At 68.7% G+C, this 12,918-nt stretch carries 9 protein-coding genes; 1 reads left to right on the top strand and 8 read right to left on the bottom strand.

The window, feature by feature from the left end:
* Positions 1-80: 80 nt before the first annotated feature.
* Positions 81-566: a peroxiredoxin gene (locus J1C47_RS13125; protein WP_207351227.1), complete on the bottom strand. Its 486-nt coding sequence runs from the start codon at positions 564-566 to the stop codon at positions 81-83.
* A gap of 160 nt (positions 567-726) precedes the next feature.
* Positions 727-1,647: a protein-disulfide reductase DsbD domain-containing protein gene (locus J1C47_RS13120; protein ID WP_207351226.1), complete on the bottom strand. Its 921-nt coding sequence runs from the start codon at positions 1,645-1,647 to the stop codon at positions 727-729.
* Between the two features lie 290 nt (positions 1,648-1,937).
* Here J1C47_RS13120 and J1C47_RS13115 point away from each other — a divergent pair, with 290 nt between their 5' ends.
* A complete protein-coding gene (locus J1C47_RS13115; protein ID WP_207351225.1) occupies positions 1,938-2,552 on the top strand; it encodes a YqgE/AlgH family protein in 615 nt (204 codons plus the stop codon).
* Between the two features lie 127 nt (positions 2,553-2,679).
* Here the strand turns inward: J1C47_RS13115 and J1C47_RS13110 are convergent, their stop codons facing one another.
* The 6 genes from J1C47_RS13110 to J1C47_RS13085 form a co-directional block, all read right to left on the bottom strand.
* On the bottom strand, positions 2,680-5,580 hold the full coding sequence (locus tag J1C47_RS13110) for an EAL domain-containing protein (protein WP_207351224.1): 2,901 nt from the start codon (positions 5,578-5,580) through the stop codon (positions 2,680-2,682).
* Between the two features lie 169 nt (positions 5,581-5,749).
* Positions 5,750-6,397, bottom strand: coding sequence for a GNAT family N-acetyltransferase (locus J1C47_RS13105; protein WP_207351223.1), 648 nt, complete (start codon positions 6,395-6,397; stop codon positions 5,750-5,752).
* Between the two features lie 86 nt (positions 6,398-6,483).
* Positions 6,484-7,785 (bottom strand): M16 family metallopeptidase, encoded by a 1,302-nt coding sequence (locus J1C47_RS13100; protein ID WP_207351222.1) that lies wholly within the window; start codon positions 7,783-7,785, stop codon positions 6,484-6,486.
* Positions 7,782-9,197 carry a threonine synthase gene (thrC, locus tag J1C47_RS13095; protein WP_207351221.1) on the bottom strand — a complete coding sequence of 472 codons (1,416 nt, stop codon included), beginning with the start codon at positions 9,195-9,197 and terminating at the stop codon, positions 7,782-7,784. The genes J1C47_RS13100 and thrC overlap by 4 nt, the downstream gene beginning before the upstream one ends.
* 880 nt (positions 9,198-10,077) lie before the next feature.
* Positions 10,078-11,865 (bottom strand): methyl-accepting chemotaxis protein, encoded by a 1,788-nt coding sequence (locus J1C47_RS13090; RefSeq protein ID WP_281065521.1) that lies wholly within the window; start codon positions 11,863-11,865, stop codon positions 10,078-10,080.
* A 300-nt stretch (positions 11,866-12,165) separates the two neighbouring features.
* A complete protein-coding gene (locus tag J1C47_RS13085) occupies positions 12,166-12,846 on the bottom strand; it encodes an HAD family hydrolase (RefSeq protein WP_207351220.1) in 681 nt (226 codons plus the stop codon).
* Positions 12,847-12,918: the final 72 nt, after the last annotated feature.

Here is a 12,918-nt window from a genome sequence, read left to right as displayed (position 1 = left end):
CGGTCGAATGCGCCGCGTCATTCGACCGATCGCGCGCTGGCCAATGGCGGCTCGCGCCCGCTCCGGCCCCGCCTGCGGCGTCACATCTGTTCGAGCAGCGCCTCGGCGCTCGACTTGTCGGCCTGGCCGGGGCTTTCCTCGATGTTGAGCTGCTTCACCGTGCCGTCTTCGACGAGCATCGAATAGCGCTTGGAGCGGACGCCGAGGCCGGCGACCGAGAGGTCGATGTCGAGCCCCAGCGCTCTGGTGAAGTCGCCGTTGCCGTCCGACAGGAAGAGGATCTTTCCCCCCGCCTCGCTCGCCTTCTCCCAGGCGCCCATGACGAAGATGTCGTTGACCGCGACGACGGCGATGGTGTCGACGCCCTTCTGCCGGAACTCGTCGTTATGGGTGATGAAGCCGGGCAGGTGGTTCATCGAGCATGTCGGGGTGAAGGCCCCCGGAACGCCGAACAGGACGACGGTCTTGCCCGAAAAGATCTCGTTGGTCGAAAGGTCGGCCGGGCCGTCCTCGGTGCGGGTCTTGACGGTGGCGTTCGGGATCTTGTCCCCGACGGCGATGGTCATGGCGGATGCTCCCCTCGGAGAAATCGTTGGGCGGCGTGCGCTGCTGCGGCCCGCCGAGCATCGAACTGGCGTCGCCGCGGCGCTTGTCCAGCGCAGCCCGGCCCGCTGGTGCAAATCGACGCAGGCGCGCGCGGCGCAAAACGCCGCCCGCCGCCGGCCCTCAGCTTCCGGGCGAGACCGGCACGGAGCGCGCCTCGACGCCCCGGCCGCCGCCGGCGGTGACGAGGACGTCGACGCTGGCCGGCGCTGTCGCCGTACTAGCGGGGCTTTCGACGACCGGCACGTCGAAGACCGTGGCGTCGTCCGTCCGCTCCGCCACGGTCGGCTCGTCGAAGAACCAGCCGTCGCCGGAGGTGACGAAGAGGTCCGGCGTGTCGCCGGACGTCCCTTCGGCAGCAGCGTTCTTCACGGCGACACGCAGCGTCTTCCCGTCGCCGGCCGCCGAGACGGTGACGGCGCCGTCCGGCGCCTCCTCGGGAAGCGCGGCGAAGGCCGCCGCGACAGCTGCCTCGGCTGCCGGGTCGCTGCCGTCGGTCGCAAGCTCAGCCGTCACCGGAATGCAGATCTCCTTGCAGACGCCCATGAAGACCGTGGCCTTCACCGTTCCGATCGTCGCGCCCTTTTCCGGAGCGATCTCGTAAGCGAAGGCGGCTTCGCCCTCGTAGCCGTTCGCCCGGGTCTCTCCCTCGCCGAAACGCCGCGGCGCCGGCAGCCGCTGCCGGACGCTGCCGGCGCCCTTCGTCGCGGAAAGGTCGATCTGCGGCGGGACGCCGGACGCCCCCGGGTCGAGCCAGTAGCTGTGCCAGCCGGGAGCAAGCGACACGAGGAGCGCGGTACGAACCTTGTCGTCCACCGGGTCCGCCGCCCTGACCAGCTGCAGCGTCACCTCGTCGTTCTGGAACGTCGCATCCTGGCCCGCGGCGGCGGCGGGCAGCGTGGCGAGGCCGGCGGAAGACATGGCGATCGCCGCGAGTGCCGCCCGGGCGGCGCTCGTCGTCGCCCCCAGAAAGGCCGGCCCGGCCCGAAATCGGCGGCGGGGCTTTTCGACGGTGCTCTCGCCTGCGGTTCGGCGGATCTGCATGGACGGTCTCATTTCCATTGTTCCATGGGGAGATAACGGCTTTTTGTCGAATTCGGAATGCTCGTGACAATTTCGCTCTGGTCATAGTTCGATGCGAATGCCACCTTCGTTTCAGGGACGGTGGCCCGGCGGTGGCCCGAAGTCGTGCCGGACGTCGCGGTGGAGGCCGCCGGTCTTCCGAGACGGCCGGTCACGGCGCGAGGGCGGCCCGGTGTCCATGGAGCGGCGTCGTCGCGAGGAGTGCCACGTCATCGAAGGTTTCGCTGTCGCAAACTGTGCGGTGAGGAAGTATGAAGCTCGATATCGATTTCGACTCCGAGGCAGGTGAGGTCGCCAACTCGCTCGAGGGGCATTTCCTCATCGCCATGCCGGCGATCAGCGACGAGCCCTTCGCCGGAACCGTGATCTATGTCTGCGCGCATTCTCCCAACGGCGCGATGGGCTTCATCATCAACAAGTCGCAGCCGATGAGCTTTCCGGCCCTCCTGACCCAGCTCGGCATCGTCGAGAGCGAAGGCGACATCCGCCTGCCTTCCGGCGGCCGCGAGGTGTCTGTCTGCATCGGCGGGCCGGTGGAGAAAGGGCGGGGCTTCGTCCTGCATTCCGACGACTACGATTCCGAATCCACCGTCCATGTCGCCGAGAACATCGCGCTGACCCCGACGGTCGACATCCTGCGCGCCATCTCGGAGGGCGTCGGTCCGAAGACGGCGATCATGGCGCTCGGCTATTCCGGCTGGGCGCCCGGCCAGCTCGAGGAGGAAATCGCCGCGAATGGCTGGCTGACCTGCAAGGCCGATCTCGGCATCGTCTTCGACACCGACCTCGAGGCGAAGTACAAGCGCGCCCTCGGCCTTCTCGGCATCGAGCCGGTCTTCCTCGCCGGCGAAGCGGGGCATGCCTGACGGCACTCCGTCGTGTGACGGGGGGCGGTCCCGGTTTTCGGGCGCTGCCTGGAAGACGCAGGCGTGACGCGATGGCTTGACGCCAGCCGCCACGGCAGCGTTCTGCGGATAACCCGAGGCGTTCCCCTCAGCTCGCGCGCTTCAGGCTGGCGGAGCGATCGACCAGCAGCCGCCGCGCCATTTCGAAGTTGAGCGGCGGCGAGAAGGCGAAGCTCTGGGCGTATTCGCAGTTGAGCTGCTTCAGCTGGACGATGTCGCTCTCGCTCTCGACGCCTTCCGCCACGACCCTCAGGCCGAGATCGTGGGCCATGGTGACGATCGAATGCAGGATGATCGGCCGCTGCGGCTGGCTGTTGTTGCGCAGGAACGACTGGTCGATCTTCAACGTGTCGAAGGGAAAGCGCATCAGATAGGCAAGCGAGGAATGGCCGGTGCCGAAGTCGTCGAGCGAAAGGCCGACGCCGAGCTCGCGCAGCCGGGCGAGCAGCCGCGCGGAGCGCTCCGGATTGTCCATCACCATCGATTCGGTCAGTTCCAGCTTCAGGACGGAAGGCGCCAGCTTGTAGCGCTCGAGGACGCTTTTGACGTCGGCGATGAGGTCCTGGCGGATCAGCTGCCGGCTGGAGATGTTGACCGACATGAAGAAGCTCTCGTCGCCGGTCGCCCGGTGCAGGTCGCCGAGCCGCTTGGCCGCCTCCTCGAGGGCGAACTGGCCGAGGCTGACGATCAGGCCGGTGTTCTCGGCGATCGGGATGAATTCCGCCGGCGAGATCGTCCCGCGGCGCGGATGCTCCCAGCGCAGCAGCGCCTCGAAGCCGGCGACGGTCTCGGCCGCGAGATCGACGATCGGCTGGAAGGCCAGCGACAGTTCGGAGCGCTCGAAGGCGCGGCGAAGGTCGGATTCGAGCTGCAGCCTGCCCGCGCCGATGGTCTTGTAGGCCGGGCGGAACGGCTCGATCCGGTCGCCGCCGAACCGCTTGGCCTGATACATCGCGAGTTCGGCCTCCTTCAGCGTCTCCTCGCTGGTCGCTCCCTCGGCCCAGCCGGAGAGGCCGATCGAGCCGGTGAGCACGATCTCGCGGCCGGCGAGCGCGATCGGCGCCTTGATCGCCTCGCGCAGCGATTCGGCGAAGGCCGCGACGGCGGCGACGTCGCTCTCCGAGACGAGGATCAGGCCGAACTGGTCGCCGCCGAGCCGGGCGAGCGAATCCTGCGGCTTCAGGATGCGCTTCAGCCGCCGCCCGACGGTCAGAAGGATGGTGTCGCCGACGGCGAGGCCGAAATCGTCGTTGACCTGCTTGAAGCGGTCGACGTCGATGACGAAGATCGTCGGGCGGACGTCGTCGCGTGTCGCGGCGAGGATCCCGATCGCCTCCAGCCGGTCGCGGAACAGCTCGCGGTTCGGAAGCCCGGTCAACTGGTCGTGCAGCGCGTCGTGGAGCAGCCGCTCCTCCGCCTTCTTCAGATCGGTGACGTCCTTCAGCGTGCCGACGCAGCGCACCACCTCGCCGTCCGAACCGAGCACGGGACGGGCCCTCAGCTGCATCCAGTGATAATGGCCGTCCTCGTCGGCGACGCGGAATTCCTGGACGATGCGGCCGCGGCGATGCTCGATCACCGTGTCGAAGGTCAGTTTGAAGCGGTCGCGGTCGTCGGGATGAAGGACGGGGAGCCAGTCGCGCGCGGCGCCGTTCATCGCCGCGATCGGCATGCCGGAGAGGGTGTCGCCGTCGGCGTCGAGGAAGATCCGGTCGCGCGAGACGTCCCAGTCGAACACCGCGTCGCCGGCCCCTGCGAGAGCGAGCGAGCGCCGCTCCATGTCCGACAGCAGCCCCTGCGCGAAGCTGCCGCCGGCAAAGCCGTGCTGCATCACCGTGAAGCCGATGAGGAGGACGATGAGGACGAGGCCGCCGCCGAGCGCCGGCTGGATGATGTCGTTGTCGATCCGGCCGGTGACGGTCATCCAGCTCGCGGCGAGCCAGAGGATGATCAGGCACCAGGTGGGGATCAGCATGACGGCGCGGTCGAAGCCCTGAAACGCCAGCCCGACGATCAGCGCGAGGCCGATGCCGGCGGTCGCCGCCAGGGACAGCCGCGCGATCCCCGAGGCGGCGACGGGCTCGAAGGCGGCGAGACCGCCGAGCCCGGCGAGCAGCGTCAGCCAGACGAGCAGGGTGATCGACAGCGCCCGGTGCCAGCGGTTGAGGTTGAGATAGGCGAACAGGAACATCGCCAGCGTGAAGGCGAGGGCGACCTCGGTCCAGGCGCGCCAGATCCGCTCCTGGCCTGGGGCGAGCGGCAGGAGCTTCTGCCAGAAGTCGAAGTCGATGCAGATATAGGCGAGCACCGCCCAAGCGAGCGCCGCGGCGGCGGGGAACATCGCCGACCCCTTGACGACGAAGAGGATCGTCAGGAACACCGCGAGCAGGCCGGCGATGCCGAGCACGATGCCGCGATAGAGGGTGAAGGCGTTGATCGTGTCCTTGTAGCCGTTGGGGTCCCAGAGCCTGAGCTCGGGAAGCCGCGAACTCGTCAGTTCGGCGACGAAGGTCACCACCGAGCCGGGATCGAGCGTGACGAGGAAGACGTCGGCGTCGCTGCTCGCCTGGCGTTCCAGCGCGAAGCCCTGGCTCGGCGTGATCGAGGCGATCCGCTGCGAGCCGAGATCCGGCGAGAGGATTCCCGAGCCGACCAGCCGGAAATGCGAGGCGACGACCAGCCGGTCGATCTGGTCGTCGGTGTTGTTGGCAAGCGCGAAGACCGCCCAGTTGCCTGAGGCGGCGGCGGATTTCGCCTCGACCTCGATGCGCCGGACGATGCCGTCGGCGCCGGGAACGGTGGTCACCTGGAAATTGCGGCCCTGGCCGAAATAGAGGTCGGTCGCCGGCTTCAGGTCGATGGCGACGTCGTCCTTGGAGACCCCGACCGGCTCCAGCGCCCGCGCCGGCGTCGGCGCGCCCGCCGCCACCAGGAAGACGGCGAGAAGCACGAGGCCGACGACCAGCCGGCGGAGCTTCGCGAGGGGCATTGCCGGCGGCGCCTTCCTGTCGGCTGCTACAGCCCGTCCATCGGTCACCGGTGAAAGTTCCCGCTCGTCGTGCCCGCTGCTCTCAGTCTCGCCTGCATCAGCTCCGTCGCCATGATTGCCCCCGCCGGTCCGGATTGTCGCAGTTTTCGGCACTGTGGTGAAGCTGCAATCATCCGTTCATCTCGACGATGCCCGCCCGCAGGGCCGGCGCGCTCCGCCCCCGCGCCGCCGCGGCGCGCGACCATTCTTCGGCGAGGATGGCGTAGAGGCAATGATCTTCCCATTTTCCGGCGATCTTGAGATAGCCGCGCAGATGGCCCTCGCGGGTGAAGCCGCAGCGCTCCAGAAGGCCGATCGAGCGCTGGTTGCTCGGCAGGCATGCTGCCTCGATCCGGTGCAGCCCCTCGACCTCGAAGGCGAAGAGCTTCACCGCCTCGACGGCGCGCCGCATGTGGCCGTGGCCGGCGAAGCGCTGGCCCATCCAGTAGCCGAGGGTGCAGGCCTGCGCGACGCCGCGCCGGATGTGGCCGACGCTGATCCCGCCCATCAGCGTCGTCTCGTCTGCGTCGAACAGGAAGAAGCTGTAGCTGCTCGCCTCCCGGGCCTCCTGATTGTAGCGGACGACGCGGCGGCGGAACGAGGCGTAGGTGAGTTCGTCGCTCGTCCATACCGGCTCCCAGGGGGTCAGGAACTCCCGGCTCTCCTCGCGCAGGGCCCGCCAGGCGGCGAAGTCGGCGCGGCGCGGCAGCCGCAGCACGACGCCATCGCCGGTCAGGACGGGAACGTTCGGCCGGCTGAGATGATCGATCAGGCCCATGGCGCGCGACGAGAGATGAATACGATGGCATGCGGCGTCGAAGCCGGTTAGCCGAGAAGATCGGGCGCCCGCAAGAGCGAAGCGCCTCATCGCCCGGCGGCGGCCCGCAACGGCGGCCGGCCGGCGAGGCGCTCGCCGAGATCGGCCATGGAGGGCAGCCGCGACACCGGACCGATGGCCGCCAGCGTCGGCGACGAGCCGGTGAAGGTCCGCCCCGCGAGATCGGCGAGGCGCGGCGCGGTGATCGCGTCGAGCCGGGCGATCAGGTCCTCGTTGGGGATGACCTCGCCGTTGAACATCAGCTGCCGGGCGATCTGGCCGGCGCGCGAGGCCGGGCTTTCCTGCGACATCAGGAGGCTCGCGCGCATCTGCGCCCGTGCCCGGGTCACCTCGGCGTCGGTGATTCCCTCCGCCGCCGCGACGAGCTCGTCGACGATGACCGGGGCGAGTTCGGCGAGTTCCTCCTCGCCGGTCGCGGCATGGACGCCGAAGACGCCCGAGTCGGAGAAGCTCCAGTGGAAGGCGTAGATGGCGTAGCAGAGGCCGCGGCGCTCGCGCACTTCCTGGAAGAGCCGGGACGACATGCCGCCGCCGAGGATCAGCGACAACACCTGGCTGGCGTAGAAGTCGCGGGCGTAATAGGGCCGGCCCTCGAAGCCGAGGACCATTTGCGCGTCCATGAGGTCGCGTTCCTGGCGGTGCTCGCCGCCGACATAGGTCGCCGGGCTGCGCGCCTCGGCGGCCGGCGGCGCCGGCGCGGCGTCGGCGCCGAGCGCCTCGGCGACCTGCCGCACGACGGCGTCGTGGGAGACCGCGCCGGCGGCTGCCACCACCATCCGGTCCGGGCCGTAGTGGCGGGCGAGATAGGCTCTCAGATCGTCCGGCGTGAAGGAGCGCACCGTCTGGCGGGTGCCGAGGATCGGCCGGCCGATGATCTGGTCGGCGAAGGCGGCCTGCTGGAAATGGTCGAAGACGATGTCGTCGGGCGTGTCCTCGGCGGCTCCGATCTCCTGCAGTATCACCTGCTGCTCGCGCTCGAGCTCGGCCTCGTCGAAGCGGGAATCGACCAGGATGTCGGTGAGGATGTCGATCGCCAGCGGCACGTCGTCCTTGAGGACGCGGGCGTAGTAGGAGGTCGTCTCGACGCTGGTCGCGGCGTTGAGGTCGCCGCCGACGTCCTCGATCTCCTCGGCGATCTGCCGCGCCGTGCGCCGGCTGGTGCCCTTGAAGGCCATGTGTTCGAGAAGATGGGCGATGCCGTGCTCGCCCGCGGTCTCGTCGCGGGCGCCGGCCTTCACCCAGATGCCGAGCGCGGCGCTTTCCAGCGTCGGCATGGTCTCGGTCGCGATGGTGAGGCCGTTGGCCAGCCGGGTGACCTCGACGCTCATGGCCTTGCTCCTGCGGTTGCGGCGCGGGTTCGCGCCCGGATGTAGTCCTCGACCGCGGCGAGCTCGGCGGGCAGCCGGTCGAAGCGCTCGGCCTTTTCCATCAGCCCGGCATGCGCCGGCGGCAATGCCGGCTCGCGCCCGCAGGCGCGCTTCACCGCCTCCGGGAACTTCGCCGGATGGGCGGTGGCGAGGGTGATCATCGCCGTGTCGGGCGGCGTGTCCGTCGTTTCGGCAACGCCGACGGCGACGGCCGTGTGCGGATCGAGCAGGCAGGCCGTCTCCTCCAGCACCCGGCGGATCGTCGCGGCGGTCGCCGCCTCGTCGCTGGTCCCGGCCGCGAAGGTCGAAAGCATGGTCTGCAGCAGCTCGGGCGGTAGGTCGAAGCCGCCGGACTGGGAAAGGCCGGCCATCAGCCGGCGCACAAGCGCGGCGTCGCGGCCGCTCGCCTCGAAGATCAGCCGCTCGAAATTCGACGAGACCTGGATGTCCATCGAAGGCGACATCGTCGCATGGACCTCGCCGGTCTCGTAGCGCCCGGTCGCGAGGCTGCGCGCCAGGATGTCGTTGGCATTGGTGGCGATCACCAGCTTCTCGACCGGCAGGCCCATGCGCAGGGCCGCATAGCCGGCGAAGACGTCGCCGAAATTGCCGGTCGGCACGGTGAAGGAGATCTTCCGGTGCGGCGCGCCGAGGCTCGCCGCGCTGGTGAAGTAGTAGACGATCTGGGCCATGATCCGGCCCCAGTTGATCGAGTTGACGCCCGACAGCGCCACCTCGTCGCGGAACCTGCGGTCGTTGAACATCGCCTTCACCAGCGCCTGGCAGTCGTCGAAATGCCCGTCGACGGCGACGGCATGGACGTTGTCGACGCCGGAGGTCGTCATCTGGCGCTGCTGCACCGGCGAGACGCGGCCGTTGGGGAAGAGGATGAAGAGGTCGGTGCGCTCGGAGCCGGCGAAGGCGGCGATGGCGGCGCCGCCGGTGTCGCCGGAGGTGGCGCCGACGATGGTGGCGCGCTGGCCCCGCTCCTTCAGGACGTGATCCATCAGCCGCGCGATCAGCTGCATGGCGACGTCCTTGAAGGCGAGCGTCGGGCCGTGGAAGAGCTCGAGGACGAAATGCGCCGGCCCGAGCTGCACCAGCGGCGCGACGGCGGGGTGCGGGAAGGTCCGGTAGGCCTCGTCGATCATGGCGCGCAGCGCCGCCGGGGCGATGTCGTCGCCGACGAAGGGGCGGAAGACCGCCTCGGCGACGTCGGCATAGGGCCGGCCGGCGAAGGCCTCGATCTCCGCATGGGAAAGGCTGGGCCAGCTTTCCGGCAGATAGAGCCCGCCATCGCTGGCGAGCCCCTTCAGAAGGACGTCGGAAAAGCCGAGGATTTCGGCCTCGCCGCGCGTACTCAGATACCTCACGTGGTCAAAACTCCCTGCCGGACCGGCGGTGGAACCGCGGCCGCCCGGCTTGCCCGCCGGCGGTCGGGTCGCCTATCCGATGTCCGGCTGATATAGAACGGCCCGTCACAGTAAGGGAAGAACCCAGCGATGCATACCGTGCCGGTCATCCGGAGCCTCTTCGTCGCAGCGTTTGCGGCAAGCCTCGCCGCCTGCACCACGGCCGACAGGATCGAGAACACCGATCTCGGCCCGCCCGCCGCGGCATCCGAGCCGGCCGCCGCCGACACCGCCGCCTCGGCCGACGTCGCGAGCGCCGATCCTGCCGCCGGCGACGCCACCAGGAAGGCGGAGGCCGTGGGCGGCGAAGCACGCTACTGCCCGCAGGCCTCGATCCGCGAGGGAACCTCGACGCTCCAGAAGAAGGACGGGGATGCACTCGACTATCAGGCGGTGATCGTCAATGCAAAGCGCGATTGCCGCATCGTCGGCGGCAAGCTGAAGATCACCGTCGGCGTCGAGGGCCGGCTGATGCCCGGCCGCGCCGCCAAGACCCGCGGCGTGGAACTGCCGATCCGCATCGCCGTCGTCGGCCAGGACGGGGTGATCTATTCGAAACTCGGCAAGCTGCCGCTCTCGGTCGAGAAGGGGGCGGCGTCCCGCAGCTTCCGCTATGTCGACGACGAGATCCTGATCCCGCCCGCCAAGGGCGGCATCATCGTCTATGCGGGCTTCGACGAGGGGCCGCCTATGCTGGGCGGTGGCTACACGGGGGGGGCCTGCCGCGGGGGCCCGTCATCACCTGAACGAAGAAGGAGCCGCCGGCCGCCTTGCGGCGGCCGTGCGGCGGGGCAGGGACGATCGGGGCGTGCCGCCCTGCCTTTGCGGATGCCGGGCCGGCTCAGAATTCCGTCCAGCTCTCCTCGCTCGGCGCCGCCTTCAGGGCGGTGTTGCCGGCCGTCGCCGGGCGGGACTGGTTGGCCGGGCGCGGCCGGGCCGCGGCCGGTCGCGGGGCGGGACGGCGGGCGGCGACGCTTGCGTCCGCGGCGGTCCGGAAGCGCTGCATCAGCGTCCCGAGCTGCTCGGTCTCGACGCTGAGGTTGCGCGCGGCCGCCGTCGTCTCCTCGACCATCGCGGCGTTCTGCTGGGTCACCTTGTCCATCTGGTCGGCGGCGGTCGAGACCTCGCGCAGCGTCCCGGCCTGCTGGTCGGCGCTGCGGGCGATCTCGGCGACGAGCTGGCTCACCTCCTGGACGCGGGCGACGATCTCCTCGAGGCTCTTGCCGGAGGCGCGGGCGAGCTGCACGCCGCTCTCGACCTGTTCGGACGAGGTCATGATCAGGCCCTTGATCTCCTTGGCCGCTTCGGCGGAGCGCTGGGCGAGCGCCCGAACTTCCTGGGCGACGACGGCGAAACCCTTGCCGGCCTCGCCCGCCCGCGCCGCCTCGACGCCGGCGTTGAGGGCGAGGAGGTTGGTCTGGAAGGCGATCTCGTCGATCACCCCGATGATCTGCGAGATCTTCTGCGAGGAGCCTTCGATGGCGCTCATCGCATTGACCGCCTGCGCGACCACCGTGCCGCCGTTCTCGGCGTCGCGCAGCGCCGTCGTCGTCGCCTGGTTGGCCTTCACCGCGTCGGCGGCGGTGGCGTTGATGCCGCGGGTGATCTCCGACAGCGCCGCGACGGTCTGTTCCAGGCTCGCGGCCTGCTGCTCGGTGCGCTGCGACAGGTCGTTGGCCGCGGTGTTGATCTCGCTCATGCCCTCGCCGATGGTGGTCGTCGCCGCCTTCACCTGGCCCATGGCGCTTTCGAGACCCTCCAGCGCCTGGTTGAAGTCCTCGCGCACCTTGTCGAGTTCCGGCGTCAGCGGCACGGCGATGCGGCGGTCGAGCTTGCCCTCGGCGAGCGCGGCGAGGGCCGAGCCGATCTCGGCGACGGCCTTGACGCGCTGGGTGACGTCGACGGCGTATTTGACGACCTTGGTGACCTTGCCGGACGCGTCGAGGATCGGGTTGTAGGAACCCTGGATCCAGACCTCGGCGCCGCCCTTGCCGAAGCGGCGGTATTCCGCCGCCTGGTAACGGCCGGCCCTGAGCTCTTCCCAGAATTCGCGATAGGCCTGGCTGTCGCGATAGCCGGGTTCGACGAACATCGAATGGTGTTTGCCGGCGATCTCGTCGAGCTTGTAGCCCATCGTCGTCAGGAAATTGTCGTTGGCGGTGAGGATGGTGCCGTCGGTCGAAAATTCGATGACCGCCTGCGAGCGTTTGACCGCCGTGATCTGGCCAGAATAGTCGAGGTTCTCGAGCCGTTCCTTGGCGTCCGCCCATTCGACGACGAAGCCCGTCGTCGTGTTGCCGTCGCGAAGCGGGGTGACCAGCAGATCGAACACCCGGCCGCCGACCTTGATCGTCGCGGCATGCGGACGCTGCAGGCCCGCCAGCATGTTGCGCTGATGGCCCGGGTTCTTGTGGAAGATGTCGATGTTGGCGCCGACCAGCGTATCGACGTTGAACCGCGGCAACTCACGCTTGAGCTCCGGCTCGGCCTGGCGCAGCAGGCGCTCGAGTTCCGGATTCATGTAGGAGATGTTCAGCTTGGCGTCGGCGATCATCACATTGGCGCGCAGGGCGTCCAGGGCGGCGATCTTCTGACCTGCGAGATTGCTACGGCGAAAGGGAAGCGACATCTTCGTTCTCTTGTGGGGACGCGGATAAACCCGAACCAATGTAAAGCCGACTGATGTTATTGCTGGCTTGCCGCGTGGAGGGGCGAAATTAAATTACGTCCTAATTGTAGAAAAATATCTTAATAAACCCCTCGTCGACCTGCAGCGCAAAGGCTCAGTCAAAGACTCAAAAGTTGCTTAGGGAAACGATGCGTCAAGCATAATATATGCACAGGAATGCCAATCGATCGCGCGAATGCGGCGATCTGGGCAAAATATCAGCTAAGTATAGTTGGAAAGAACCGTCCCGCGGGCGGAAGATCAGGCATCCTGCCAGGCGGCGAGAACCTCGACCAGCGCCGGGAAATCGGCGAGACGCTTGATGACGGTCTCGGCACCGGCCTCGGTCAGGGCGTCGGCGTGGCCGGGATAGCTGTGCCCGGCGCCGGTGAAGCCGACGACGCGGCAGCCCGCCGCCCGGGCGCCGGCGACGCCATGGACCGAATCCTCGAGGACGATCGCCCTGTCGGCCGGAACGCCGAACACGCTCAGGGCGTGCAGGAAGACGTCCGGCGCGGGCTTGGCCTTGCCGACGTCGACCGCGGAGAAGACGTAGGGACGGAACCGGTCCCACAGGCCGACGTGGTCGAGTTCGAGTTCGAGGCGGTGGGCGGTCGAATTCGAGCAGATGCAGCGGGCCATCTCAAGCCTGTCGAGCATCTCGTGGGCGCCGGCGATCTCTTCGGCCTCGGTGGCGAGCCGCCGGTCGATCTCCTCGTCGACGCGCTTCATGAAGGCCGCGGAAAACCGCCGTCCGGTCTCTTCGCCCAGCCGCTCGACGATCGTCGGCCACGTGAGGCCGGCGAATCGCGCCGCGATCTCGCCTGCGTCGATCTCGATCCCCTCCTCGCCGAGCAGCTCGCATTGGACTTTCGCCGCGATGATCTCGGAATCGATCAGGACGCCGTCGCAGTCGAAGATGAGGAGCTGTGGGTGGCCCATGATGATCCTTTCTCGGCGCCTTGGAGGGTGTCGCTCGCCGCGGCGAGCGATGATCGGCGTTTTCGGCCAAGC

It is taken from the genome of Jiella sonneratiae, from assembly GCF_017353515.1.
Taxonomy (GTDB): Bacteria; Pseudomonadota; Alphaproteobacteria; order Rhizobiales; family Rhizobiaceae; genus Jiella; species Jiella sonneratiae.
The sequence above is the reverse complement of the archived record's forward strand: the minus strand, read 5'-3'. Positions and strand labels throughout refer to the sequence as shown.

Coding starts and splice junctions, on each gene's coding strand:
- J1C47_RS13110 (WP_207351224.1), bottom strand. CDS start 5,580: ATGCCCCTCGCGAAGCTCCGCCGGCTGGTCGTCGGCCTCGTGCTTCTC.
- J1C47_RS13120 (WP_207351226.1), bottom strand. CDS start 1,647: ATGCAGATCCGCCGAACCGCAGGCGAGAGCACCGTCGAAAAGCCCCGC.
- J1C47_RS13085 (WP_207351220.1), bottom strand. CDS start 12,846: ATGGGCCACCCACAGCTCCTCATCTTCGACTGCGACGGCGTCCTGATC.
- J1C47_RS13090 (WP_281065521.1), bottom strand. CDS start 11,865: ATGTCGCTTCCCTTTCGCCGTAGCAATCTCGCAGGTCAGAAGATCGCC.
- J1C47_RS13105 (WP_207351223.1), bottom strand. CDS start 6,397: ATGGGCCTGATCGATCATCTCAGCCGGCCGAACGTTCCCGTCCTGACC.
- J1C47_RS13100 (WP_207351222.1), bottom strand. CDS start 7,785: ATGAGCGTCGAGGTCACCCGGCTGGCCAACGGCCTCACCATCGCGACC.
- J1C47_RS13115 (WP_207351225.1), top strand. CDS start 1,938: ATGAAGCTCGATATCGATTTCGACTCCGAGGCAGGTGAGGTCGCCAAC.
- J1C47_RS13125 (WP_207351227.1), bottom strand. CDS start 566: ATGACCATCGCCGTCGGGGACAAGATCCCGAACGCCACCGTCAAGACC.